We start from the raw sequence: 23,068 nt of genomic DNA, 5'->3' as shown, positions 1-23,068 counted from the left end.
CGGACTGATATCCGGCTCACCGTGACCAACCGCGGGCCTGGCAGCGTCGGCGCGCCAGCGCCGAGCGGTGTCTGGCGGGAGCGACGGTCCGTACCCCGGCGGACCCGAGCCATGCTCTGGCGTGCCGCGCATCACGCATAAATAGCTTGAAGTCGACCGCCCTCGAAACCGATGCTTGTGGCAAGCAAGTATCGAGTTTCGGGGGAGCGCGTGTACGAGGACAGCGAGCACGCCGCCATCGGGCGGCAGGTCGGCCGGTTCATCCGGCTGTCCGAGCGGCTCTTCGCCACCCTCAAGTGGAATGACGCCGGCCGCGGCCTCGAGCGCCCGGCCTACGTCCTGCTGAGCCGGATCGCGGTCGACGGACCGTTCCGGCTGTCGGCGCTCGCCGCTGAGGTGAGCCTCGACCTGTCCACCGTGAGCCGGCAGGTCGCCGCGCTGGAGAGCGCCGGGCTCATCGGCCGGGCCCAGGACCCGTCGGACAAGCGGGCGAGCCTCGTCGAGGTCACCGACCTCGGCCGCGAGGTCTTCGCCGAGAACCGCGACCGCTGGCTGTCCATCTGGCGGGAACTGCTCGCGGACTGGACGCCGGAGCAGCGCGCGGAGTTCGCCGCGCTGTTCACCCGGCTGAACGAGTCGATCGCGGAGAGGCTTCCGCAAGAGAGGGATTGTCGATGACCACCGCCGCGCCGGAGCAACAGACCCGGCCCACCCTCGCCCACCGGCAGATTCTGCTGCTGATGGGCGGTCTCATGACCGGGATGCTGCTCGCCGCGCTCGACCAGACGATCGTGGGCACCGCGCTGCCGACGATCGTCGGTGACCTCGGCGGCCTCGACCACTACTCCTGGGTCGTCACCGCATACCTGCTCGCCTCCACCGCGTCGACGCCGCTGTACGGCAAGATCAGCGACCTCTACGGCCGCCGCCCCGTGCTGCTGTTCGCGATCGCGACCTTCCTGGCGGGCTCGCTGCTGGCCGGCCTCTCGCAGAACATGACCGAGCTCATCGCGACCCGGGCCCTGCAGGGCATCGGCGCCGGCGGCCTCATGACGCTCGCGTTCACGATCGTCTCCGACGTCGTCGCGCCCCGCGAGCGGGCCCGCTACCAGGGCCTCTTCGGCGCGGTGTTCGGCATCTCCTCGGTCGCCGGGCCGCTCGTCGGCGGCTACTTCGCCGAGCACGACTGGCGCTGGATCTTCTACATCAACGTGCCGCTGGGCATCTTCGCCCTGTTCGTGTGCGCCCGCGTGCTGCGGCTCGTCCCGCACACCCGCCGCGAGCACCGCATCGACTACCTCGGCGCCACGCTGATGGTGGCCGGCTCCAGCGCGCTGCTGCTGGCCCTGTCGCTCGGCGGCAGCGAGGGCTACGCGTGGGACTCGGCCAAGATCCTCGGCCTGCTCGCCGGGTTCGTCGTGCTCGCCGTGCTGTTCGTGTTCGCCGAGAGCCGGGCCGAGGAGCCGATCCTGCCGCTGCGGCTGTTCAAGCGGGCCACGTTCTCGCTGTCCAACACGGCCACGTTCATCCTCGGCTTCGCGATGTTCGGCTCGATCATCTACGTGCCGCTGTACCTGCAGATCGTCAAGGGCGCCACCCCGACCCGCTCGGGCCTGCTCATGCTGCCGATGATGGCGGGCGTCATCGTGACGTCGATCGTGTCCGGCCGGATCATCTCCCGGGTCGGCCGCTACAAGTGGTTCCCGGTCGCCGGCACCGTCGTCATGGGCTCCGGCCTGCTGCTGTTCACGACGCTGCAGGTCGACACCCCGCTGTGGCAGGCGTTCATCTACATGACCGTCATCGGCGTGGGCCTGGGCCTGGCGATGCAGCCGCTGATCCTGGCCGTGCAGAACTCCCTCGAACTGCGCGACATGGGCGCCGGCACCTCCGCCGCCACCTTCTTCCGCTCGCTCGGCGGCTCCGTCGGCGTCGCGGCGCTCGGCGCGGTGATGAACAGCAAGCTCAGCGGGGCGAGCGGGGGCGTGTCGATCAACGCGCCGGCCCAGGTGCGTTCGCTGCCCCCGGCCCAGTTGGCGATGGTCGAGCACCTCTTCGTCAACGCGCTGCACCCGGTGTTCCTGGCGGCCGCGTTCGTCGCGCTGCTGGGCACCCTGATCACCGTGGCGCTGCCGGACAAGGCGCTGCAGGGCGCCACCCAGGCCGAGACGACCGACGCGTCCGACATGGAAGCCAAGGTCGCCGCGTTCTAGACAGTTCCCTCTTGTAAGCCAATATGTCCGGACGTAGCACCCAGTCCGGATCGGGACGCTTCGCGGATCCGATCCGGACCGGGGCCCGCACCTCGGGCGTCAGGACATATTGTTACTCGCGGGTTTCATTGTGGCGCAGCGCACATTAGCTTTGCTGTCATGCGCAGCACGATGATGAAGACACCCCTCCTGATCTCCCGCATTCTGCAGCACGGCTCCACCGTCCACGGCGACTCCGACGTCGCGACCTGGACCGGCGAGGGCGCCCGGCGCACGAGCTATGCCGAGATCGGTCGCCAGGCCGCCCGCCTGGCCCACGCCCTGCGCGGGCTCGGCGTCACCGGCGACGAGCGCGTCGGCACCCTGATGTGGAACAACGCCGAGCACCTGGTCGCCTACCTCGCGGTGCCGAGCATGGGCGCCGTGCTGCACACCCTCAACCTGCGCCTGTTCCCCGAGCAGCTGATCTACATCGCCAACCACGCCGAGGACCGCGTGGTCATCGTCGACTCGACGCTGATCCCGCTGCTGGCCGGCGTGCTGCCGCACCTGAGCACCGTGCGGCACATCGTCGTGGTCGGCGCCGGCGACACGTCCAAGCTGGTCAAGGACGGCGTCGAGGTGCACTCGTGGGACGAGTTGCTCGCGGGCCGGCCGGACACGTTCGACTGGCCGGCCGTGGACGAGGACGACGCGGCGGCGCTGTGCTACACCAGCGGCACGACCGGCAACCCCAAGGGCGTCGCCTACTCCCACCGCTCCATCTACCTGCACTCGATGGAGGTGTGCATGGCGGAGAGCTTCGGACTCGGCCCGCAGATGCGCAACCTGACCATCGTGCCCATGTTCCACGCGATGGCCTGGGGCCTGCCGTATGCGGCGCTGATGAGCGGCGCCCAGCTCCTCATGCCCGACCGGTTCCTGCAGGCCGCGCCGCTGGCCAAGATGATCGAGGTCGAGAAGCCCTCGTTCGCCGGGGCCGTGCCCACGATCTTCTCGGACCTGCTGGCCTACCTCGACGCGAACCCGACCGACGTCTCCTCGCTCAAGGAGGTCGTCATCGGCGGCTCGGCCTGCCCGCCGGCCCTCATGCACGCGTACGCGGACCGGTACGGCATCCAGGTCATCCACGCGTGGGGCATGACGGAGATGTCCCCGCTCGGCTCCATCGCCCGGGCCCCGCACGGCGTGGACTACCCGGAGGCGTGGTCGTACCGCTACACCCAGGGCCGCATCCCGGCGAGTGTCGAGGGCCGCATCGTGGGCCCCGGCGGCGAGGCGATGCCCAGCGACGGCAAGGCGGTCGGCGAGCTGCAGGTGCGCGGGCCCTGGATCACCTCGCAGTACATCGGCGAGGACGGCCCGGACCCGGACAAGTTCGAGGACGGCTGGCTGCGCACGGGCGACGTCGGCACGCTCACGCCGAACGGGTACCTGACCCTGACCGACCGCGCCAAGGACGTCATCAAGTCCGGCGGCGAGTGGATCAGCTCGGTGGACCTGGAGAACGCGATCATGGCCCACCCCGCGGTGCTCGAGGCCTGCGTGGTCGGCGTGCCCGACGACAAGTGGGGCGAGCGCCCGCTCGCGACGGTCGTGCTCCGCGAGGGCGCCACCGCCGACGCCGAGACCCTGCGCGAGTTCCTCGCCGAGAAGGTCGCCCGCTGGCAGCTGCCCGAGCGCTGGTCGTTCATCGAGGCGGTGCCGAAGACGAGCGTCGGCAAGTTCGACAAGAAGCGGGTGCGGTCCGACTATGCGGGCGGCTCCCTCGAGGTGGTACAGATCAACGGGTGACCCGCCCGGCCAAGATAGCGCTGGCGATCACCGCGGCGCTGTCGGCCTGCGTGATCGCGATCTGCGGCGTGGCCCTGGCACTGCGCGACTGGGTGCCGGGGCTCGCGGGCTGCCCCGACCTCACCAGGCCGCCGAAGACCTCGGTCTTCACGGAAAAGGCGAGGATCGAGCAGTTGTACCCCCAGCTGCGCCCGATCCGGTCCGTGCACTGGCAGGAGCACGAGGCCCGCGCCCGCAGCTGCCCCGAGATCGGCCCGATGGACTACGAGATGAACGGCCTCGCGGTCCTCACCCCCGAGCGCGCCGCCGCCGCGCCCGACGGCCCCGCGGTGGCCGCCCCGGACATCCCGGCCGACCTGCGCCCGTTCGCCCCGCCGGCGCCGCAGTGGCTCGACGTCGGCGGCGGGCTGCTGCTCGACCGGGCGTCCGCGACCGTCTACTTCACGCGGATTTCTTCGCGGCCGTCTTCTTCGCCGGGGCCTTCTTGGCCGGCGCCGTCTTCTTCGCCGGTGTCGCCTTCTTCGCCGCCGCCTTCTTGATCGGCGTGGGCTCCTCGCCCTCCTCCTCAGAGGCGGCCGGCTCCGCGGGCTCCTCGCCGCGGGCGGCCCGGGCCCGTTCGACCGAGGCGCGCAGCGCGGCCATCAGGTCGACCGCGGCGGCCGGGGCCTCCTCGGCCTCCTCCGGCTGCACGACCTCGCGCCCGGCGACCTTGGCGTCGATGACCTCCTGCAGGGCCTCGCGGTAGTTGTCGGTGTAGGTGCTCGGGTCGAAGTCGGCCGCCATCGACTCGATGAGCGAGCCGGCCATCGCGAGCTCGGCGGGGCGGGCGGTCACGTCCTCGTCGAGGATGTCGAACTTGGCCGCGCGGATCTCGTCCGGCCACAGCATGGTGTTGAGCACCAGCACGTTGTCGCGCACGCGGAGGGTCGCCAGCTGCTCGCGCTGGCGCAGGGCCACCTTCACGATCGCCACGCGCTCGACGTTGGTCAGGGCGTCGCGCAGCAGGGCGTAGGGCTTGGCCGCGGTCTGCTCCGGCTCCAGGTAGTACGCCTTGTTGTACAGGATCGGGTCGACCTGCTCGGTCGGCACGAACTCCAGCACCTCGATCGCGCGGCTGGTGGTCAGCGGCAGGTCGGAGAAGTCGTCGTCGGTGAGGATGACCATCTCGCCGCCGCCCAGGTCGTAGCCCTTGGCGATGTCGTCGTAGGCGACCTCTTCGCCGTCGACGGAGCAGACGCGCTTGTACTTGATCCGCCCGCCGTCCTCCCGGTGCACCTGGTGGAAGCGGATGTCCTTCTCCTCCGTCGCCGAGTAGAGGCGGACGGCGATCGAGACCAGCCCGAAGGAGACCGCGCCCTTCCAGATCGCGCGCATGAGGATCCTTTCCGCAGCGTATCGACCATGCAATCTTCAGCTTCGCATCGTTTCGAGCCGGGCGCGAGGAACTCGCAGGCGAACTATCGTGTGGAGCATGGCAGCTGCGCCGGCTCCGATGCTCGCGTCGCCCGGTGCCCTGCCCGCCGGGCCCGGCTGGGCGTACGAGTTCAAGTGGGACGGCATCCGCGCGATCGCCGTCGTGCGCGAGGGCGTGACCAGGCTCTTCGCGCGCTCGGGGGCCGAGGTGACGGCCGCCTACCCGGAGCTCGCCGGCGTCGGGCGGGGCCTGGCCGACTCGGTGCTCGACGGCGAGGTGGTGGCCATGGACGAGGCCGGGCAGCCGTCGTTCCAGGTGCTCGCCGAGCGCATGCACGTGCGCGAGCCGAACCGGGCCGCGCGCCTGGCGGCCACGGTGCCGGTGACGTACCTCGTCTTCGACGCCCTGCGCGCGGAGGGCGACGAGCTCGTCGGGCTGCCGTACCGCACCCGCCGCCGACGCCTCGAAGCGCTCCCGCTCGGCTCCCGCGCGATGGTGCCCCCGTCGTTCGACGACGGCCCGGCGACCGTGGCGGCGAGCCTGGAGAACAAGCTCGAGGGCGTGGTGGCGAAGCGGGCGGAGTCGCTGTACCACCCGGGAGTCCGCACGCCCGACTGGATCAAGGTGAAGCTCGAGGAGAGCTGCGAGTTCGTGGTCGGCGGCTGGCGGCCGGGCAAGCGCGCGCTCGGCGCGTTGCTGGTCGGGGTGCCGGTCCCGGGCGGGCTGGCCTACCGCGGCCGGGTGGGCGGCGGCATCTCCGGCGCGTCCGAGCGCTCGCTGCTGGCGGCCCTCGAGCCCCTGTCGACGAGCCGGAACCCGTTCGGCGCGTCGGTGCCGCGCGAGGACGCCCGCGGCGCCGTGTGGGTGGACCCGCACCTGGTGGTCGAGGTGAAGTTCGGGCACCGCACGCGCGACGGCCGGCTGCGCTTCCCACGCTTCCTGCGCATCCGCCCGGACCTCAGCGCCGAGGAGGTCCGCGATGCCTGACCGGATTCACGTGGAGGTCGACGGCCGGCGGCTGGACATCTCCAACCTCGACAAGGTGCTGTACCCGCGCGCCGGCTTCACCAAGGGCGAGGTCCTCGACTACTACACCCGGATCGCCCCCACCCTGCTGCCGCACCTGCGGGACCGCCCCCTGACCCGCACCCGCTACCCGAACGGCGTCGAGGGCGACGGCTTCTTCGAGAAGAACGCGCCCGCCGGGACGCCGGAGTGGGTGCGGACCGTCCGGCTGCCGGTCCCCGGCTCCTCGAAGGGCCGCGAGCAGATCGACTTCATCGTGGTCGAGGAGCTCGCGACGGTCGTGTGGCTGGCCAACCTCGCGGCGCTGGAGCTGCACACGCCGCAGTGGCGGGTCGACGCCGAGGGCCGCCCGCTCGACCCCGACCAGCTCGTCGTGGACCTCGACCCCGGCCCGCCCGCGGGGCTGCCGGAGTGCTTCGAGGTGGCCCTGATGCTGCGCGAGCGCCTGGCCACCGACGGCCTCGAGTGCGCGGCGAAGACCTCCGGCAAGAAGGGTATGCAGCTCGTCGTGCCGCTGCCCGGCGACGAGACGGCCGACGAGGTGAGCGCCTACGCGAAGGCGGTCGCCGAGGAGCTGGCCCGCGCCCGCCCGCGGCTCGTGGTCGCGAAGATGGCGAAACAGCTGCGGCCCGGCAAGGTGTTCATCGACTGGAGCCAGAACAACGCGTTCAAGACGACGGTCGCGCCGTACTCCCTGCGCGCCGGCCCCACCCCGACCGTGAGCGCCCCGCTGGCGTGGGACGAGGTCGAGGCCGGCGAGCTGACCGCCGCCGGCCTGACCCCATCGGTGGTGCTCGACCGCGTCTCGGCCCGCGGCGACCTCCTGCTGGTCCGATAAGTCGGGCGCTACGCGCCGCGACTTATCGGACATTTCGTATATTTCAGGATCACCGAATGGCGGCGAGCAGCCGGTCGATGTGCTCCTCGGTGGTGCCGATGCCGAAGCTGGCCCGGACGGCCTGCCCGCCCCCCGGCTCGCAGCTTGCCGCCACCTCCGGCGACGCCTCGCCGGTCAGGCGCGCCGTGGCCTCGGACAGCAGGCGGTTCGTCAGCGGGTGCGCGCAGAACAGGCCCGTGCGCACGCCGATGCCGTGGTCGCGGCCGAGCGACACCGCGAGCTGACCCGGGTCGCGGTCCCGCACGGCGAAGGAGACGATGCCGACCCGCTCCGCGTCGGCGGGGAAGAGCCGCAGCTCCTCCACGTGCGGCAGCGCGGCGAGCCCGGCGCGGAGCCGGCGCAGCAGCGCCTGCTCGGTGCCCGCGAGGTCGCCGGCGAGGTCGCGGTCGCGCAGGGCGCGCAGCGCGGTGGCGAGGGCGACCGCGCCGAGGAGGTTGGGGGTGCCGGCCTCGTGGCGGGCGGGGCCGGTGGCCCAGCGCGTGGGCCCGTCGCCGGGGACGTGGGCGCTGGCCCCGCCGCCGGCCAGGTAGGGCTCGGCCGCGTCGAGCCAGTCCGCCCGCCCGGCGAGCACGCCCGCCCCGAACGGCGCGTAGAGCTTGTGCCCCGAGAACGCGACGTAGTCCGCGCCGAGCCCGGCGAGCCGACCGGGGGCGTGCGGGGCGAGCTGTGCGGCGTCGACGGCGATCCGGGCGCCGTGGCGGTGCGCGACCTCGGCCAGCGCCTCGACCGGCCACACCTCGCCGGTCACGTTGCTCGCCGCGGTGACGCTGACGAGGACGTTGGGGTTCTGCAATTGGTACAGGCACAGCTCCAGCGCCTCGACGGCCTCCCGCGGCGTGCGGGGCGCCGGCAGCCGGATCGCGTCGCGCCAGGGCAGCAGGTTGGCGTGGTGCTCGGCGTCGAACGTGACGACCGTGGTGCCCGCCGGGACCGCCCGCGCGAGCAGGTTGAACGCGTCCGTGGTGTTGCGCGTGAAGATCACCGTGTCGTCCGGGCCGTGACCGAGGACGTCCGCGACGGTCTCGCGCGCCTGCTCGTACTCCCGCGTGCAGCGCTCCGACAGGGCACCCGCGCCGCGGTGGACGCTGCCGTAGTAGGGCAGCAGGTCCGCGACGGCGTCGGCGACGACCCGCAGACACGGGGCGGTCGCGGCGACGTCGAGGTTGGCGAAGTCGACGCTGCGCCCGTCGGACAGCTTGACCTCGCCGGGCGTGAGAATTTCGGACACAGGGCAGCCCTTTCGTTCGCGCTTGCTCGGCACACCGCGTGCCGGGCCGGGTCATCACCCGGGGCACCCCGCCGCGAACGCGAGGGTTGCCGGCCAGCAAGCCGGGGCTGTGCGCTGGCACTCATGACCTGACATGACCGTACCGCGGATAAAGTTGCCCCATGAGCGATCTCCCGCCGAATGGGACGCCGTCCTCGCCCGAGCCCGCGTCCGGGCCGCCCGCCGCCTCGCCGCCGGGCGCGTCCCCGTGGGCCTCCCCGAGCGCTCCGGCGACACCCTCCGGCTGGGGCTCGCCAGCCTCCGTCCCACCGCCTCCGAACCCGGAGCCCTCCCCGCCGCAGCCCGCTTCGGCCCCGCCGGCCTCAGCTCCGCCGGCCGCGCAGCCCGAGTGGGGGCGGCCGGCGTGGAGTCAGCCCGCCTCCGCGCCGCCGGCCGTCGAGCCGGCGTCGGCGCCTCCGAGCGCCTGGGGACAGCCGGCGCCCGGTGCCGAGTGGGGCCGGCCGATGACGCCCCAGATCCCGGCCGGGCAGTCGTCCGGCCCGGCGATGGCGCCCGCGGTGCCCAACGTGACCGAGGCGGTCGAGCCGCCGACGGGCCGCCAGGAATACCCGACGGCCGCGCTCGCCCTGGCCGCCGCCCCGCCCGCGAAGCGCTCCGACCGGCGCCGGCTCTGGACGCTGATCGGCGTCATGAGCTTCATCGCGGCCTGCGGCGTCGCCGTGCTCGCGTTCTTCGGCTTCAGCGGCGGGTGGACGGCGCTGGTCGTGGGCGTGGCCTCCGCGGTGATCCCGGTGCCGGTGCTGGTCTCCTGCTTCCTGTGGCTGGATCGGTACGAGCCGGAGCCGGTGAAGTACCTCGTCTTCGTCTTCGGCTGGGGTGCCTTCGTCGCGACCGGGGTGGCCCTGGTGGTCAACACCGCCGGCTCGTACTTCGCCGAGAAGGCCGGGCTCTCCGACGCGCTGGTCGCCGTGATCGTCGCGCCGCTGATCGAGGAGAGCATGAAGGCCCTCGGCCCGGTGCTGCTGTTCTGGCGCCGCCCGCGCGCGTTCTCCGGCATCATCGACGGGATCGTCTACTGTGGACTTTCCGCGACCGGGTTCGCGATGGTCGAGAACATCCTGTACCTCGGCTTCAAGGGCTACGGCGAGGCCGCCGACAAGTCCGGACCCGTCACCGGGGCCGCGGCGCTGGTGGGCATCTTCATCGTGCGGATCCTCATGACCGGGTTCGCCCACCCGCTGTTCACCTCGATGACCGGCATCGGCCTCGGGTTCGCCTCGCGCTCCTCGGCCCGGCCGGTGCGCTTCCTCGCCCCGCTCGCCGGCCTGCTGGTCGCCATGATGCTGCACGGCTCGTGGAACCTCATGTCGGTGACGGCGTCGACGAGCGCGTGGGTCCTGCTCTACGGCTACTTCGCCGTCATGATGCCGATCTTCCTGTGCATGGTCGGCTTCGCCCTGTGGCTGCGCTCCAACGAGGGCAAGCTGACCGAGCGCGTGCTCGGCGAATATGCCCGGGCCGGATGGTTCTCGCCGCCCGAGGTCGCCGCGCTGGGCACGCTCGGCCGCCGCCTGTCCGCCCGCCGCTGGGCCAAACGGGTCGCCGGCGACGCGGGCGCCAAGGCGATGCGGGCGTTCCAGTTCGACGCGACGCGGCTGGCCCTCCTGCGCGACGGCCTCCATCGCGGCCTGGACAAGGAGCCGAAGCGGCGCATGGAGGCGCTCGCCGAGGAGCGGCAGCTGCTGACCGCGCTCGACGCGTATCGCCAGGTCTTCGTCGGCCGCGACCCTCAGTCGCCGCGGGCGGTGTGGGACGGCACGCGCTACCACATCACCTTCCCCGACGGCGTCGTGCGGGTCCTCGACGCCCCGGCCACCCCGGTGGTGCCCGTGCCCGTCTCGCTGGCCCCGCCGCCGCCCCCGCCGGCGTTCGCCGCCCCGTACTACTACCGCTGACCGCCACCCGGCGCGCGACCTACCAGGGCCGCGCGCCGGTCGGCGTCACAGGTAGAGGCCGGTCGAGTCCGGCTCGACGCGCCGGGCCGCGACCGCGTGCACGTCCCGCTCGCGCAGTAGCACGTAGTCGCGCCCCTGCAGCTCCACCTCGGAGCGCTCCTCGGGGTCGAAGAGCACCCGGTCGCCCGCGACGATCGAGCGCACGCTGGGCCCGACGCCGACCGCGGTCGCCCACGACAGCCGCTTGCCGACCGAGGCGGTCGCGGGGATCACGATGCCGGAGATGTGCCGGCGCTCGCCCTCGGCGCCCTCGAGCCGGACGAGCACCCGGTCGTGCAGGAGCCGGATCGGCAGGGCGTCGGGGGTCGCGTCGCCGGTCGGGGCAGCGGATTGAGCGCCGGTGGACGCCTGGTAACCAGCGGCGGGTTGTGCTGTCACGCTTGCGACGCTACCGCCTCGATGCGTGCCAACGTCGCGCGACCCGGTCTACGGTGGGGAGTCGTCGTCGGGAGACGTGGAAGCCGCATCGGGGAGGTAGTACGTGGGCCGGTTCGACAAGGTGCGCGCCAATCTGCGCCGCGCCTACCTCCAGCGACTCGCGGAGGCCAGGGCCGAGCGCGAGATCGCGGTCGCCGAGGAGCCCGAGCCGGAGCCGACGCTGGTCGTGGGGGAGTTCGAGCACGCGACGACCACGAGCCGGGACGACGCGGAGATCCCGCACGGCCTGCGCATCGCCGCCGCCTGGTCCTGGCGCCTGCTGCTGCTGATCGCGGCCGCGGCCGTGCTGCTCTGGCTCGTCGGCCGGCTCAAGACCGTGCTGATCCCGCTGAGCATCGCGCTGCTGCTCTCGGCCCTGCTCGCCCCGGTGATGGGCGTCCTGCGCCGCCGGGTCAAGCTGCCGCCGTCCCTGGCCGCGTTCGTCGTGCTGATCATGGGCCTGGGCGCGGTCGCGGGCGTGCTCACCCTCGTGGTGACCGAGTTCGTGGCGGGCTTCCCGGCCCTGGCCGAGAAGGCGTCGGCCGGCGTGACGCAGATCCAGGACTGGCTCACCACCGGGCCCCTGCACCTCAGCGGCCGGCAGCTCGACGCGACCTTCGACGCGGCGACCACCTGGCTCAACGACAACCGGGGCAGCCTCACCGACAGCGCGCTGAGCACCGCCACCGCGACCGTCGAGTTCCTGGCCCTCGCGCTGCTGATCCTCTTCGTCACCTTCTTCTTCATGCGCGACGGCAAGCGGATCTGGCACTTCGTGACCGGCATCCTCCCGACGCCGGCCCGCGACCCGATTCGCCGCGCGGGCGAGGCGGCGTGGCGGACCCTGGTCGCCTACGTGCGGGCCACCGTGCTCGTCGCCTTCATCGACGCGCTCGGCATCGGCCTGCTGCTGTTCTTCCTCAACGTCGACTTCTGGTTCCCGCTGGGCACCCTGGTCTTCCTCGGCGCGTTCGTGCCGATCGTCGGCGCCACGGTCTCCGGCGCCGTCGCGGTGCTGGTCGCGCTGGTCGACGAGGGCCCGATCACCGCGCTGGTGGTCCTGATCGGCGTGATCGCCGTGCAGCAGCTGGAGGGCCACGTCCTGCAGCCGCTCATCATGGGCCGCGCGGTCTCGGTGCACCCGCTCGCGGTGATCGTGGCGATCGCGACGGGCGTGGTGCTCGCGGGCATCATCGGCGCCCTGGTGGCCGTGCCGCTCGTGGCGGTGCTGAACACGGGCATCCGCCACCTGGTCCAGCATCGCCAGGAGCCCCCGCCCGACGCCGTGATCGTCTCCGCGGACTGACCGGAGGCGAGGCCTGATCCATCCGGAGGCGGTCAGTCCGACAGGCGCATCCGCACCCGGCGGTTGGCCTTGCCCTTGGACTCGACCTTCACGACCTGCAGCCGCCCGATCTGCGCCGTCGACGCCACGTGCGTGCCGCCGTCCGCCTGCGTGTCCAGCCCGACGATGTCGACGATGCGGATCTCCTGCTCGTCGGCCGGAATCAGGTTCGACTGGGTGCGGATGATGTCGGGCAGCGCCAGGGCCTCGTCCCGGCCGAGCACCTGCGTCACCACCTTGCGGTCCGCGACCACCTCGGCGTTCACGAGCTCCTCGAGGCGCGCCTTGAAGTCCGGCGGCACCTCCGGCAGGTTGAAGTCCATGCGGGCCTCGGCCGGCTCCATCGAGCCGCCGGTGACGCGCGCGCCGAAGTCGCGGAACACGACCCCGCACAGCACGTGCAGGCCCGAGTGGGTGCGCATGAGCTTGGTGCGCCGATCGTCCTCGACCGCGCCGGTCACCTCGGTGTCCACCGGGGGCAGCGGGTCGCCCTCGGCGGGCAGGAGGTAGAGGTCGTCGGACTTGCGGGTGCCGACGATCCGCGTCTGAACGCCCTGCCAGAGCAGGACGCCGTGGTCCGGGGGCTGCCCGCCCCCGCCCGGGTAGAAGGCCGAGCGATCCAGCACGATCCCGTCCTCGGCCGACGCGTGCAGGACCTTGGCGGTCCACTCGCGCAGCGTCGGGTCGGCGAGGTCGAGCCGGTACGTGCGGCCGTGATGTGTGACACCCATGAAAGCCGACTATATGCGGCGGGTCGGCCCGGCCCAGGCAAGCGAAGTGGTCATGCAATACAGAATCCGTCGGACCCGGTTCTGATACGCGTCAGCACCTCGGACGTTCGGTCACTCCGGGCGGGCCGTTCAGGCGTTCAGGAAGTCCGAGATCCGGGTGCGCAGGTCGGCCCGCTGGGTCCACACGATGCCGGGCCGGTCGTAGATGTGCAGCTCGGCCTTTGGCAGCGCCCCGGCGAGCTGCTCGGCGACGGAGACCGGGTGCAGGTCGTCGCCGCGGCAGCCGATCACCAGGCACTCGGCGCTCACCGCTCCCAGGTCGTCGCGGTCGGTGACGGCGGCCTGCTCGGGAAGGCTGGCCAGGCCCGCGGCGAGCCCGTCGCGCATGAGCTGGTCGAGGCGCTGGCGCAGGAAGGCCCAGACGGGCGGGGAGTTGCGTAGCTGAGCCGGGATCTCCTGGGAGATCACGTCGGCCACCGAGGCGGCGTCGCCGGCCTCGATCGCCTCCAGCAGCGCGCTCAGCCGCTCCTGGGCCGCGGCCGCGCGCGGCGCGTCGAGCACGGCGGGCAGGAAGAACACGGCCCGCTCGAAGCGCCCGGGATTGTCGGCGAGCAGCCGGGTGAGCGCGCCGGCCCCCAGGCTCACCCCGAGCGCCCGGGTCGCGCCGCCGAGGTCGGCGACCGCGCGCAGGTCGCGGGCCAGGTCGGCGTAGGTCCACACGCCCCCCGGCGCCGCGGACTGCCCGTGCCCGCGGAACTGGAAGAACACCTTGCGCCCCCGCACGGCGCTGCCCAGCGGCCGGGTCTCGGCGATGCCGCTGCCCAGGCCGTGCGCGAACACCGTCACGGGATCGCCCTCGCCGGTGACGAGCCGCTCCAGCTCGACCCCGTGCGGCGTGGCGACCAGCTCGGTGGGCGGGGCCGGGAGCGTCGGGCGGCCGGTCTGCGGGCCCCGCGTCACGGGCGGCCGGAACCGGTCGGGGCGCCCGTCCGGCGGGGGCGGCCAGCGGAAGTCCATCACCAGGAGCCGTGGCCGTCGACCGCGTCGCGCAGCGCGGGACGGATGTCGAGCAGATACACCGCGAAGATCCCGGCCGCGATGAGCGAGAAGATGCCGAGGTGGCCCAGCCCCAGGTTGGGCGAGATCGCGGTGAGCAGCTCGCCGCCGCCGATCAGGGCGAGCCAGATGGATTTCGACATGGTCCCGATGGCCGGGAAGGCGTCGGTCCGCTGCACCACGCAGTGCAGGAAGGCCGCGGCGCCGAGCACCAGGCAGAAGATCCACACGGCGACTTGGATGTAGTACTCGACATCGTCGTAGAAGACCGGGACGGCACTCACCATGTCACGAGCTTATGCCGAAGCCCTCCGGCCCGTGTACGACGGTGCCGGAGGGCTTCGCAGGATTCGGTTACTTCTTGGGTGCGGTCTTCTTCGCCGCGGCCTTCTTGACCGCCGGGGCCGCCGGGTCGGCGGGCTCCTCGGTCGTGGTGACCTCGGCGGTCACCACCTTCTGGGCCGGCTCCAGCTCGACCCTGGCCTCGGCGGTGCGGGCGGTGCTGACGACCTTCTCGCCGCGCGCGACGAGCTCGGTGTAGACGGCCACGGCCCGGTCCTGCGCGATCTGGGCGCCCTGCTGGGCGCTGGCCAGGAAGCTCGCGGCGTTGCGGCGCGCGGCCTCACGCAGCCGGTCGAGGTCGCCGCGCAGGTTGGTGTCGGCGGCGGCCGGGCGCAGCTCCTCGACCCGGGCGCGCAGCTGGGCGACCTGCTCCGGGAGCCGGCGAAGCTGCTGGTAGGCGAGGTCGCCGGCGCCGGCGGCGGCGTAGAGCGGCGTGGGGATCTTGCGCGTGGTGCTCTTCGTGGTGGTCTCGGTGGTCACTGCGACTCCTCGTGGGAACGTGTCGGCTCGGCGGGCGCGTCGGTGCCCACGCCCTCGGGACCCCGGTCGTCGTCGTCGGCCGGGGCCGGGTTGTTCCGCGCGTTCTCCCGGCGGAACGTTTCGTAGATCTGGGTGAGCGACTGCTTCTGGGCCACGGTGAGATCACTGTCCGCGGCGATCGCGCTGAGCACGTCGTGCCCCTCGCGCTCCAGCAGCCCCGCCCGCAGGTACATCAACGGGGTCGACACCCGAAGCGCGCCCGCGAGCTGAGCCAGCACCTCGGCACTGGGTTTGCGCAGGCCGCGCTCGATCTGGCTCAGGTACGGATTGCTCACGCCCGCCTGCTCGGCGAGCTGGCGGAGCGAGATGCGCGCGTTACGGCGCAGGTCACGGATGAACCCACCCAGGTCGCGCGGCTCTTCGTTCACGCTTACCGACGGTAGCGCGGGCTGCTAACTCTTGCAAGCAAAATGCTAACTCCCGCTAGCGTGAACCCTGTCACCGCGCCCTACCACACCGAGCGAACCACGCCTACCTCCCGGCCGCCGCCCAAAACCGGAACCTGACCGCTGAGGTTCACCCCGAGGCGGGCGAAGGCCGCCGCGAGCACCGGGAGCCGGGCCCGCATCCCACCGTCGTCGATCTTGAGCGCCACCGCGCCGACGCCGGGCAGGGCGGCCGCCGCGACCCCCTCCGCGCCGCCCTTGAGCAGCAGCCCCGGCACCGCGCGCATGAGCCGCGTGTCGTCCTCGGCCGGGTCGTCGCCCGACACCAGCAGCGGGAAGGCCCGCATCGCATCGGCCACCGCGCGCTCCCGGCTGCCGTCCGGCGCGCTCACCAGCCGCAGGAACGACCCGGCCAGCCCGCGCAGGGAGAACGCGAACAGCGGCGCGCCGCAGCCGTCGACCCCGGTGGCCGCGATCGGCTCCCCGATCAGCTCCTCGACCGTCGCGCCGAGCCGCTCCTGCAGCGGGTGGTCCGGGTCGAGGTAGGTCTCGAGCGGCCAGCCGTTGGCCTGGGCGGTGCGCAGCATGCCCGCGTGCTTGCCCGAGCAGTTCATGAAGACCCGCTCGCGGCCGTGCCCGGCCCGGACCACGGCGTCGCGGGCATCCTCGGCCAGCGGGTAGTCCGGCGGGCAGCGCAGCGCGTCGACCGGGATGCCGGACTTGGCCAGGATCTCCAGCACGCCGGCGACGTGCGGCTCCTGCCCGCGATGGCTGGCCGCGACCAGCGCGAGATCCGCGCCGTCCAGGCCGAGCCCGGCGCGCAGCAGGCCGACCGCCTGCAGCGGCTTGGCGCTGGAGCGCGGGAACACCGCCCCGAGCACGTCGCCGGCCCAGGCCGCGACCTCCCCGTCGGGGCCGAGCACGACCACGGAGCCGTGGTGGCGGCTCTCCACGAACGCGTTGCGGACGACTTCGGCGAGCAGTTCCCCGCCGGCGTAGAGGTCAGACACGGGCGATCCCGAGCAGCTCGCGGGCCTGGCCGGCGGTCATCGGGGGCCGCTGGGCGAGCCGGGCGAACCCGCTGGCCCGGGCGACGAGCTGGGCGTTGCTGTCGACCGGCTGCCCCTTCGCGTACGTCACCGTGTCCTCCATCCCCACCCGCAGGTGCCCACCGGCGGCGAGCGAGGCCAGCAGCACCGGCAGGGAGGCGCGGCCGATCCCGGTCGCGGAGAACGTGGTGCCCTCGGGCAGGTCGCGCAGCGCGGCCTCGCAGGCGGCAAGCGCGGCGACGGTCCCGGGCATCCCGCCCGGCACGCCCATCACGAGGTCGACGTGCACGTGCCCGCCCGCGGGCAGGCCGTGCCGGTCCAGCAGCCGGCGCAGGGTGGTGAGCTGGCCGAGGTCGAAGATCTCGTACTCGGGGACGATGCCCCGCTCCTGCATGCGCGTGTGCAGGTCGACGATGAAGTCCCAGCGGTTGAGGAACACGTCGTCGCCGAAGTTGACGGTGCCCATCGTGCACGAGGCCATGTCCGGCCCGGCCTCGAGCACCCGGAGCCGGTCGGCCTCGGGATCGGTCACCGCGCCGCCGGTGGACAGCTGCACGATGAGCCCGGTCGCCTCGCGCAGCGCGGCCACGGCCTCCCTGAGCCGGCCCAGGTCCAGCGTCGGCTCCGCGTCGTCGTCGCGGAGGTGGACGTGGATCACGCTCGCCCCGACCGCCTCGCAGTCCCGTGCCGTCGTCACCAGTTCGTCCAGCGTCACGGGCAGCGCCGGCACGTCCGTTTTGCGGGATTCCGCGCCGGTCGGGGCCACCGTGATCAACGTCGTCGTCATCACCCCGAAGAGGTTACGGCTCCGGGTCGATCCGGGCTGTCGACGGGCCGATACGCAGGGCCGAGTCAGGGGTCAGGTTCTGCTTCACCACGGCCAGCGCGATCATGCCGAGCTCGTGGTGGCGCACCGCCGTGCCGACGAAGCCGACGGGCCGCTCGCCACCCTCCAGCACGATCGGGGTGTGCCGCGCCGGGAGCTCGTCGGTGGCGATCCCGTCCAGGTGCAGCAGGGCGAGCTTGCGCGGCGGCCGGCCCAGGTGGTGCACCCGGGCGATGGTCTCCTGCCCGCGGTAGCAGCCCTTCTCCAGGTGCACGGCCGGCCCGGTCCAGCCGACCTCGGCCGGCAGCGTCTTGTGGTCGGTCTCGAACCCGGCCCGGGGCCGGCGGGCCGCGACCCGCATCGCCTCGAAGGCCCAGATCCCGGCCATCGGCAGCCCCGCGTCCTCGGCCACGGAGGCGACGAGCTGGCGGGGGACGAGCAGATCGGCCCCATACGGCATCCGGCGCGCCCAGCCCCCTGCCGGCAGCGCGGCGGCCGAGTAGCGGGCCGTCGGGCGCGGCGGCACCGAGCCGGTGGCGAACTTCGCCTCCGGCACCGCGAGCAGGTCGGGCGGGAGCAGCGGACCGACGCCCAGGGCGACGAGGGTCTCGTCGGTCTGCGGCCCGACGATCGACAGCAGCGCCCAGTCCTCGGTCACCTCGGCCGGCTCGACGCGCATCAGGAAGCGCATCCGCTCCAGGAACCCCAGCAGCCCGGGCGCGTCGCCGGTGTCGAGCCAGGTGGTCGTCCCGTCGTCGGTGAGCACCGCGTGGTGCTCGACGTGCCCGTGCGGGGAGAGCACGAGCAGCTCGGAGCCGGTCCACGCGGCGAGGTCCGACAGGTGCTGGGTGGTGAGGCTGTGCAGCCAGCCCAGCCGGTCCGCGCCCGGGATGGCCAGGACCCCGGTGTGCGAGCGGTCGACCAGGCCCGCGGCGGTGTCCAGGATGCGCTGCTCGCGGGCCGGGTCGCCGTAATGTGCGACGGCGCCCGCATCGGGGTCGGTGGGGTCGAGGGCGGCGACCGGAACGGCGCTCAGCATGGTGCTCCCTTGCTCTCCCCGCACGCTCGGCACAGGCCGAACAGCGCGACGTGCCCGATGTCCAGGCGGAACCCGCGGCTCTGCGCCAGCTCGCCGGCGAGCTGGTCCAGGACCGGCGACGGCAGCTCGAGCACCGAGCCGCAGCCCCGGCAGACCAGGTGGGCGTGCTGGTGCTCGTCGACCGCGTGGTAGGTCGGCGCGCCGTGCGACAGGTGCGCGTGCGTGATCAGCTCCAGCTCCTCCAGGAGCTCGAGCGTGCGGTACACAGTGGTGATGTTGACCCCGGCGGCCTTCCCCGCCACCTCGGCGTGGATCTGGTCCGGGGTGGCGTGGCGCAGCCGGTAGACCGCCTCGAGCACGAGCTGCCGCGGCGCGGTCAGCCGTAGCCCGCGCGACCGGAGCATCTCCGCGAGGTCCACGGCACTAAATCTAGCCCGCCACCCGCTCGAGCCGGGCGGACAGGTGGACCTGCAGTGGCTGGCCCATCGCCGCCAGGTCGAACGTGTAGAGCAGCGCGCCCTCGACGATGCCGTAGAGCCGCTGGCCGCCCCGCACCTCCTTGGCCGTGCCGGTGCGCCCGACGCCGTCCGTGGCCATCTGCCACTGGGTGGTGGTGCGCGCCTGCCCGGCGTAGAGCTCGACGATCCCGGTGGGCGCGGAGAGCAGCACCTCGAGCTCGTCGGTGGCCTTGTCGTCCACGATCACCGGCCGCCACCAGCCGACCTCGCGCTGCGAGGGGCGGATCGGGTTCGCGTCGGCGTCGATGATCCACGAGCGCGACTCGTAGAACAGGAACGGCCGCCCGTCGTGGCTGAACCGGATCTCCTGGCCGTAGTGGAAGCCCTCGATCGTCGGGTAGTCGCCCTGACCCCGGCCGCGCCACACGCCGACGAGCGGCAGCAGCCCCAGCAGGGCCGGGTGCAGGTCCGGCCCCGATCGCAGGTCGTGCGTCTCCTCATACGGATACTCACCGACCTGGGCGAGCCCCGCCCACGGCGGCTGCACGTCAGTCACCAACGCCCCCTCGACACCCGAACCGCAAGATAGACCAGTCCGCCGGCCAGCGCGCCCATCCCGGCGACCAGCAGGCTCACGAACCCGATCTCCGTAACCATCACGCGAATCCTATGCTGCGGAGCATGGCCCGTTCTCTCGTCGTCAAGGCAACCGCCGGTTCGGACGCCCCGGAGCGATGCTCCCAGGCCTTCACGGTGGCCGCGACCGCCGTCGCCGGCGGCGTCGCGACCTCCCTGTGGCTCACCGGCGAGTCGGCGTGGTTCGCCGTGCCGGGCCGCGCCGCCGAGTTCGAGCTGCCGCACGCGGCGCCGCTGCCGGACCTGCTGGAGGCGATCCTGGCCGGCGGCTCGGTGACGGTGTGCACGCAGTGCGCCGCCCGGCGTGGCATCGGCCCGGACGACGTCCTGCCGGGCATCCGCATCGCGGGAGCCGCGGCGTTCGTCGAGGAGGCGCTCCAGGAAGGCGCGCAGGCGCTCGTGTATTGATCGGCAGTTCATGGCTCGGGCCCGCGTCACCTGCGGACCGTCGCTCCCGCCAGAAATCCTGGCGTCCGGGGGTGGTTTTCAGCAGCCGGCCGACGCGCTCACGAGGAGCGCGTCGCCGTCCTTGCGCAGGACGACCCCGGCGGCGCCTGCGCGGTAGGCGAAGACCTTCTCGGTGTCGAGCACCACGGCCGCGGCCGGCACCGTGGCCCGCGCCGCGGCGCCGTCGCCCGAGGTGACGGCCTCCACGGTCCGCAGCACCCCGCACGCCGGCGAGGTGAGCCGGTGCACGCGCCAGTCCGAGGCGGGCCGGCCCAGCGTGTCGAGCACGGCCTGGACCGGTGCCCGGTCGCCGTCCGGCGACGGGGGCGTGGCCTCCTGCACCGCCGCCTGCTGCACCCGGCACCCCGTGTCCGCGCTGAAGCGCAGGATCCCCGGCTCGGTCACCGAGCCCCGGACCGCCACGAAGTTCCCGGCATCGGCGCTGAGCAGGTCGGTCGTCCCGTTGTGGGCGACGTTCGCCTGGTACTGGGCCGGCAGCGCCGCGCGCACGCGGTCGAGGGTGGCGGCCTCGGTGTCCTTGTGGACGTACACCATGAGCTCCCGGCTGAACCGGGTGCCCTCCCGGGCCGTGGTCACCCGGCAGCTCGCCTCGGTGCGCCGGTAGCCGCCGAGCGCGACGACCGACGCGGCCGGGTCGAGCGCGGCGTAGACCCGCCCGAGCGCGGTGTCCACGGTCGGCAGCGCGTCGGCGATCGTGGTCTGCTCGCGGGCGGTGGGCGGGTCGCTGGAGTACGAGTACAGCGCGAACCCGGCCACGACCACGGCCCACGCGACGACCCCGGTGACGATCCAGCGACGCTTCACGGCCGCCATCCTCGCAGCCACAATGTGAGACGCCGCCCGCCGGGCCCGGGCCCGGCGAGCGGCGTCACGCAACGCGGGTCAGCCGACGGCGACGGCGACCTCGTTGATGCCGCGGTCGGCGGCGAGGGTCGCGTCGCCGTTGCCCTGGCGGGACAGGGCGCGCAGCGTCCAGGTCCCGGGGGCGGCGAAGAAGCGGAACTGCCCGGCCGGCGAGGTGACGACCTCGGCCGTGAACTCGCCGGTGGAGTCGAGCAGGCGCACGTAGGCGCCGGCGACCGGGTCGGCGCCGGAGCGGACGACCCCGGTGATCACGGTCTCCTTCTCCACGTCGACGGAGGCGGGCAGCGGGGCGCTCTGGTCGGGCGCGGCGCAGCTGTCAGTGCTCATGATGCGGGTTTCCCTTCTCAGGCCTGGCCGGGCTCGTCGCCCAGCGCCACCGGCACGCCGACCAGCGAGCCGTACTCGGTCCACGAACCGTCGTAGTTGCGCACGTCGGAGTGGCCGAGGATCTCCTTGAGCACGAACCAGGTGTGCGAGGAGCGCTCGCCGATGCGGCAGTACGCCACCGTCGGCTTGCTGTTGTCCAGGCCCGCGGCCCCGTAGATCTCGGCCAGGTCGGCGTCGGACTTGAAGGTGCCGTCCTCGTTCGCGGCCTTGCTCCACGGCACCGAGATCGCGGTCGGGATGTGGCCCGGGCGCTGCGCCTGCTCCTGCGGGAGGTGCGCCGGGGCGAGAAGGCGGCCGGCGTACTCGTCGGGGGAGCGCACGTCGACCAGGTTCGCCACGCCGATCGCCTTGACGGCGTCGTCGCGGAACGCGCGGATCGACAGGTCCTGGTCGTGCACGGCGACGTAGTTCGTGGCCGGGCGGCTGACCTCTTCCTTGTTCAGCGGGCGGGCGTCGAGCTCCCACTTCTTGCGACCGCCGTCGAGCAGCTTCACGTCGCCGTGGCCGTAGAGCTTGAAGTACCAGTAGGCGTAGGCGGCGAACCAGTTGTTGTTGCCGCCGTAGAGCACGACCTGGTCGTCGTTGCCGATGCCCTTGCTGGACAGCAGGGCCTCGAACTGCTCCTTGTTGACGAAGTCCCGGCGGACCTGGTCCTGCAGCTCGGTCTTCCAGTTGATCCGGACGGCGCCGGGGATGTGACCGCCGTCGTAGGCGGAGGTGTCCTCGTCGACCTCGACGAACACGACGCCGGGGGTCTCGATGTTCTGCTCGGCCCAGTCGGCCGTGACCAGGGCGGATTCGCGACTCATGGGTGTTGCCTCTCCCAGGAACGAGTGGTGGGTTCGAGTCGGCACACGGGCATGCAGCCGCGCGCGACCCGAGGGGGACGGATCACGGTTTCGGCGATGGGTCAGTCTCAGATGCCTGCGGAGAAGGAGCTCGCGGGCCAGACCCATCGGTCTGGGGCGCCGCTGCCTCGAGCCGTTAGAAGAGCACGCTGCAGGGCCGCACCACTAGGGGCGGCAACACAGGCAGGTGGCCACGCGGCACAGGTCGACCGCGCGCCGCTTCGTGAGCAGCATGCTCATAGTCCGGCAGCCTAGCATCGCCGAGCGTGCCCGCCCAGGGTCCGCCGCGTCACTGCCCCGTGAGCTTGACGTCCGCGGCCGAGGCCGTGACCTGCAGGCCCGCGTCGGTCGTCTGCACCGAGTTGATCACCAGGTTGTAGGGAAGGCCGGGCAGCTTGACGGTGATCTGCAGCCTGTTCTGGTACTGCTTGATCAGCGAGTTGACCTGCGCCGGCAGGTTGCCCTCGTCGGTCGTGACCGACTCCAGCTTGAGCACGATCTTGCCGGTCTCCACGACCATCGAGCCCAGCGCGATCAGCGTGACCTTGACCCCCCGGAAGGTCAGCGGCACCCGCATCTCGATCTTGTTGTTGACCACCTTGAGGTCGACGTTCGAGGGGTCGATCGAGGACGGTAGCCCCGCGACCTCGAGCAGCGGCCGCACGTTGTCCCAGCTCATGGTCGCGTTGCCGGCCACCACGCCGGCCACCACGTCGCCCTTGCCGTTCATGAGGTCCCGCGCGTCGGCCTTCACCGAGCGGGCCTCGACCGTGAGGGTGTCGAGCGTGACGTTGTTCAGCTCCGGCTTCGTGAGGGAGATGGTGATCTTCTTGTACTCCCCGGCGAGCACCTGCGTGAGGAACGGCCACCCCGTGATGTCCACCTTGGGCTCGCCCTCGTACTTCACGTCCTTCGCGGCCAGCTGCGCCTTGGTCTCCTGCGTGATCCGGTCTTCGGCCGCCCCGGCCGCGATCCGGTCCACCACGACGAACACCCCGACCAGAATGATCGCCAGCACGACCAGCACGATGCCGATCTTGGCCCCTCGCCTCGCCACTGACACTCCCTCCGACCGCGGTTGCACCGCT

The 23,068-nt window shown here is 72.6% G+C and carries 28 protein-coding genes and 1 riboswitch; of the genes, 9 read left to right on the top strand and 19 right to left on the bottom strand.

Annotated elements, in window-relative coordinates; all coding sequences use genetic code 11:
* Positions 1–210 precede the first annotated feature (210 nt).
* The 4 genes from ABT369_RS15040 to ABT369_RS15025 all read left to right on the top strand — a co-directional run bounded on the left by ABT369_RS15040 (position 211) and on the right by ABT369_RS15025 (position 4,546).
* Complete coding sequence (locus ABT369_RS15040) at positions 211–678, top strand: MarR family winged helix-turn-helix transcriptional regulator (protein ID WP_350612320.1); 468 nt, start codon at positions 211–213, stop codon at positions 676–678.
* Entirely contained in the window at positions 675–2,213 is a 1,539-nt protein-coding gene (locus ABT369_RS15035) for an MDR family MFS transporter (RefSeq protein ID WP_350612319.1), read from the top strand. Before ABT369_RS15040 ends, ABT369_RS15035 begins: the two co-directional genes overlap by 4 nt.
* A gap of 159 nt (positions 2,214–2,372) precedes the next feature.
* Positions 2,373–4,007, top strand: coding sequence for a long-chain fatty acid--CoA ligase (locus ABT369_RS15030; RefSeq protein ID WP_350612318.1), 1,635 nt, complete (start codon positions 2,373–2,375; stop codon positions 4,005–4,007).
* The gene (locus ABT369_RS15025) at positions 4,004–4,546 is read left to right on the top strand and encodes a hypothetical protein (RefSeq protein ID WP_350612317.1); all 543 of its coding nucleotides are present in this window, start codon (positions 4,004–4,006) and stop codon (positions 4,544–4,546) included. The genes ABT369_RS15030 and ABT369_RS15025 overlap by 4 nt, the downstream gene beginning before the upstream one ends.
* On the opposite strand, the gene ku is transcribed toward ABT369_RS15025, so the two are convergent.
* Positions 4,449–5,381, bottom strand: a complete 933-nt coding sequence (gene ku, locus ABT369_RS15020; protein ID WP_350612316.1) for a non-homologous end joining protein Ku — start codon at positions 5,379–5,381, stop codon at positions 4,449–4,451. The genes ABT369_RS15025 and ku overlap by 98 nt on opposite strands.
* Before the next feature lie 97 nt (positions 5,382–5,478).
* On the opposite strand from ku, the gene ligD (ABT369_RS15015) reads away from it, so the two are divergent.
* A complete protein-coding gene (gene ligD, locus ABT369_RS15015; RefSeq protein ID WP_350612315.1) occupies positions 5,479–6,408 on the top strand; it encodes a non-homologous end-joining DNA ligase in 930 nt (309 codons plus the stop codon).
* Complete coding sequence (ligD, locus tag ABT369_RS15010; RefSeq protein WP_350612314.1) at positions 6,401–7,285, top strand: non-homologous end-joining DNA ligase; 885 nt, start codon at positions 6,401–6,403, stop codon at positions 7,283–7,285. The genes ligD (ABT369_RS15015) and ligD (ABT369_RS15010) overlap by 8 nt, the downstream gene beginning before the upstream one ends.
* 49 nt (positions 7,286–7,334) lie before the next feature.
* Here ligD (ABT369_RS15010) and ABT369_RS15005 read toward each other — a convergent pair whose 3' ends face one another.
* Entirely contained in the window at positions 7,335–8,564 is a 1,230-nt protein-coding gene (locus tag ABT369_RS15005) for an aminotransferase class V-fold PLP-dependent enzyme (RefSeq protein WP_350612454.1), read from the bottom strand.
* Positions 8,565–8,586: 22 nt separating this feature from the next.
* Positions 8,587–8,702: riboswitch (SAM riboswitch) on the bottom strand.
* A gap of 374 nt (positions 8,703–9,076) precedes the next feature.
* Between ABT369_RS15005 and ABT369_RS15000 the strand changes: the two genes are divergently transcribed.
* Positions 9,077–10,528 carry a PrsW family intramembrane metalloprotease gene (locus tag ABT369_RS15000; RefSeq protein ID WP_350612313.1) on the top strand — a complete coding sequence of 484 codons (1,452 nt, stop codon included), beginning with the start codon at positions 9,077–9,079 and terminating at the stop codon, positions 10,526–10,528.
* Positions 10,529–10,573: 45 nt separating this feature from the next.
* Here the strand turns inward: ABT369_RS15000 and ABT369_RS14995 are convergent, their stop codons facing one another.
* Positions 10,574–10,882 (bottom strand): GroES family chaperonin, encoded by a 309-nt coding sequence (locus ABT369_RS14995; protein WP_350612453.1) that lies wholly within the window; start codon positions 10,880–10,882, stop codon positions 10,574–10,576.
* 187 nt (positions 10,883–11,069) lie between these two features.
* Here ABT369_RS14995 and ABT369_RS14990 point away from each other — a divergent pair, with 187 nt between their 5' ends.
* Positions 11,070–12,311 carry an AI-2E family transporter gene (locus ABT369_RS14990; RefSeq protein WP_350612312.1) on the top strand — a complete coding sequence of 414 codons (1,242 nt, stop codon included), beginning with the start codon at positions 11,070–11,072 and terminating at the stop codon, positions 12,309–12,311.
* A gap of 32 nt (positions 12,312–12,343) precedes the next feature.
* On the opposite strand, the gene ABT369_RS14985 is transcribed toward ABT369_RS14990, so the two are convergent.
* The 11 genes from ABT369_RS14985 to mtfM all read right to left on the bottom strand — a co-directional run bounded on the left by ABT369_RS14985 (position 12,344) and on the right by mtfM (position 19,434).
* Entirely contained in the window at positions 12,344–13,081 is a 738-nt protein-coding gene (locus ABT369_RS14985; RefSeq protein ID WP_350612311.1) for an alanyl-tRNA editing protein, read from the bottom strand.
* Between the two features lie 129 nt (positions 13,082–13,210).
* A complete protein-coding gene (locus ABT369_RS14980; RefSeq protein WP_350612310.1) occupies positions 13,211–14,101 on the bottom strand; it encodes an alpha/beta fold hydrolase in 891 nt (296 codons plus the stop codon).
* A complete protein-coding gene (locus ABT369_RS14975; RefSeq protein WP_350612309.1) occupies positions 14,098–14,424 on the bottom strand; it encodes a DUF2516 family protein in 327 nt (108 codons plus the stop codon). Before ABT369_RS14975 ends, ABT369_RS14980 begins: the two co-directional genes overlap by 4 nt.
* A gap of 67 nt (positions 14,425–14,491) precedes the next feature.
* Entirely contained in the window at positions 14,492–14,959 is a 468-nt protein-coding gene (locus ABT369_RS14970) for a hypothetical protein (protein WP_350612308.1), read from the bottom strand.
* Positions 14,956–15,387 carry a helix-turn-helix domain-containing protein gene (locus ABT369_RS14965; protein WP_502891753.1) on the bottom strand — a complete coding sequence of 144 codons (432 nt, stop codon included), beginning with the start codon at positions 15,385–15,387 and terminating at the stop codon, positions 14,956–14,958. Before ABT369_RS14965 ends, ABT369_RS14970 begins: the two co-directional genes overlap by 4 nt.
* A gap of 80 nt (positions 15,388–15,467) precedes the next feature.
* Positions 15,468–16,415 (bottom strand): asparaginase, encoded by a 948-nt coding sequence (locus ABT369_RS14960; protein WP_350612307.1) that lies wholly within the window; start codon positions 16,413–16,415, stop codon positions 15,468–15,470.
* Positions 16,408–17,241, bottom strand: coding sequence for a beta-keto acid cleavage family enzyme (locus ABT369_RS14955; protein ID WP_350612306.1), 834 nt, complete (start codon positions 17,239–17,241; stop codon positions 16,408–16,410). The genes ABT369_RS14960 and ABT369_RS14955 overlap by 8 nt, the downstream gene beginning before the upstream one ends.
* A 13-nt stretch (positions 17,242–17,254) precedes the next feature.
* Positions 17,255–18,319 (bottom strand): CAF17-like 4Fe-4S cluster assembly/insertion protein YgfZ, encoded by a 1,065-nt coding sequence (ygfZ, locus tag ABT369_RS14950; protein WP_350612305.1) that lies wholly within the window; start codon positions 18,317–18,319, stop codon positions 17,255–17,257.
* Entirely contained in the window at positions 18,313–18,723 is a 411-nt protein-coding gene (locus ABT369_RS14945) for a Fur family transcriptional regulator (protein ID WP_350612451.1), read from the bottom strand. The genes ygfZ and ABT369_RS14945 overlap by 7 nt, the downstream gene beginning before the upstream one ends.
* A 25-nt stretch (positions 18,724–18,748) precedes the next feature.
* On the bottom strand, positions 18,749–19,333 hold the full coding sequence (locus ABT369_RS14940; RefSeq protein WP_350612304.1) for a heme-binding beta-barrel domain-containing protein: 585 nt from the start codon (positions 19,331–19,333) through the stop codon (positions 18,749–18,751).
* Complete coding sequence (mtfM, locus tag ABT369_RS14935; protein WP_350612303.1) at positions 19,330–19,434, bottom strand: small membrane protein MtfM; 105 nt, start codon at positions 19,432–19,434, stop codon at positions 19,330–19,332. Before mtfM ends, ABT369_RS14940 begins: the two co-directional genes overlap by 4 nt.
* Positions 19,435–19,446: 12 nt before the next feature.
* Between mtfM and ABT369_RS14930 the strand changes: the two genes are divergently transcribed.
* Complete coding sequence (locus ABT369_RS14930) at positions 19,447–19,821, top strand: DsrE family protein (protein ID WP_350612302.1); 375 nt, start codon at positions 19,447–19,449, stop codon at positions 19,819–19,821.
* 78 nt (positions 19,822–19,899) lie between these two features.
* On the opposite strand, the gene ABT369_RS14925 is transcribed toward ABT369_RS14930, so the two are convergent.
* From ABT369_RS14925 to ABT369_RS14905, 5 genes are all read right to left on the bottom strand, one after another.
* The gene (locus tag ABT369_RS14925; protein WP_350612301.1) at positions 19,900–20,685 is read right to left on the bottom strand and encodes a hypothetical protein; all 786 of its coding nucleotides are present in this window, start codon (positions 20,683–20,685) and stop codon (positions 19,900–19,902) included.
* Positions 20,686–20,763: 78 nt separating this feature from the next.
* A complete protein-coding gene (locus ABT369_RS14920) occupies positions 20,764–21,072 on the bottom strand; it encodes a DUF1416 domain-containing protein (protein ID WP_350612300.1) in 309 nt (102 codons plus the stop codon).
* Positions 21,073–21,089: 17 nt separating this feature from the next.
* Positions 21,090–21,941: a sulfurtransferase gene (locus ABT369_RS14915; RefSeq protein WP_350612299.1), complete on the bottom strand. Its 852-nt coding sequence runs from the start codon at positions 21,939–21,941 to the stop codon at positions 21,090–21,092.
* A gap of 204 nt (positions 21,942–22,145) precedes the next feature.
* Complete coding sequence (locus tag ABT369_RS14910) at positions 22,146–22,220, bottom strand: Ms5788A family Cys-rich leader peptide (protein WP_345301109.1); 75 nt, start codon at positions 22,218–22,220, stop codon at positions 22,146–22,148.
* A gap of 49 nt (positions 22,221–22,269) precedes the next feature.
* Positions 22,270–23,037 carry an LmeA family phospholipid-binding protein gene (locus ABT369_RS14905; RefSeq protein ID WP_350612298.1) on the bottom strand — a complete coding sequence of 256 codons (768 nt, stop codon included), beginning with the start codon at positions 23,035–23,037 and terminating at the stop codon, positions 22,270–22,272.
* Positions 23,038–23,068 lie beyond the last annotated feature (31 nt).

Origin of the sequence: Dactylosporangium sp. NPDC000244 (assembly GCF_040300725.1) — a bacterium.
In the GTDB taxonomy this organism is placed as follows: domain Bacteria; phylum Actinomycetota; class Actinomycetes; order Mycobacteriales; family Micromonosporaceae; genus Dactylosporangium.
This window is presented reverse-complemented; position numbering and strand designations above follow the sequence as displayed.

What these genes read in the sequence shown, in the direction of transcription:
- ABT369_RS15035 (WP_350612319.1), top strand. Translation starts at nt 675, where the DNA reads ATGACCACCGCCGCGCCGGAGCAACAGACCCGGCCCACCCTCGCCCAC.
- ABT369_RS15030 (WP_350612318.1), top strand. Translation starts at nt 2,373, where the DNA reads ATGCGCAGCACGATGATGAAGACACCCCTCCTGATCTCCCGCATTCTG.
- ku (WP_350612316.1), bottom strand. Translation starts at nt 5,381, where the DNA reads ATGCGCGCGATCTGGAAGGGCGCGGTCTCCTTCGGGCTGGTCTCGATC.
- ligD (WP_350612315.1), top strand. Translation starts at nt 5,479, where the DNA reads ATGGCAGCTGCGCCGGCTCCGATGCTCGCGTCGCCCGGTGCCCTGCCC.
- ligD (WP_350612314.1), top strand. Translation starts at nt 6,401, where the DNA reads ATGCCTGACCGGATTCACGTGGAGGTCGACGGCCGGCGGCTGGACATC.
- ABT369_RS15000 (WP_350612313.1), top strand. Translation starts at nt 9,077, where the DNA reads ATGACGCCCCAGATCCCGGCCGGGCAGTCGTCCGGCCCGGCGATGGCG.
- ABT369_RS14985 (WP_350612311.1), bottom strand. Translation starts at nt 13,081, where the DNA reads ATGGGTGTCACACATCACGGCCGCACGTACCGGCTCGACCTCGCCGAC.
- ABT369_RS14975 (WP_350612309.1), bottom strand. Translation starts at nt 14,424, where the DNA reads ATGGTGAGTGCCGTCCCGGTCTTCTACGACGATGTCGAGTACTACATC.
- ABT369_RS14955 (WP_350612306.1), bottom strand. Translation starts at nt 17,241, where the DNA reads ATGACGACGACGTTGATCACGGTGGCCCCGACCGGCGCGGAATCCCGC.
- ygfZ (WP_350612305.1), bottom strand. Translation starts at nt 18,319, where the DNA reads ATGCTGAGCGCCGTTCCGGTCGCCGCCCTCGACCCCACCGACCCCGAT.
- ABT369_RS14945 (WP_350612451.1), bottom strand. Translation starts at nt 18,723, where the DNA reads ATGCTCCGGTCGCGCGGGCTACGGCTGACCGCGCCGCGGCAGCTCGTG.
- mtfM (WP_350612303.1), bottom strand. Translation starts at nt 19,434, where the DNA reads ATGGTTACGGAGATCGGGTTCGTGAGCCTGCTGGTCGCCGGGATGGGC.
- ABT369_RS14930 (WP_350612302.1), top strand. Translation starts at nt 19,447, where the DNA reads ATGCTGCGGAGCATGGCCCGTTCTCTCGTCGTCAAGGCAACCGCCGGT.
- ABT369_RS14920 (WP_350612300.1), bottom strand. Translation starts at nt 21,072, where the DNA reads ATGAGCACTGACAGCTGCGCCGCGCCCGACCAGAGCGCCCCGCTGCCC.
- ABT369_RS14915 (WP_350612299.1), bottom strand. Translation starts at nt 21,941, where the DNA reads ATGAGTCGCGAATCCGCCCTGGTCACGGCCGACTGGGCCGAGCAGAAC.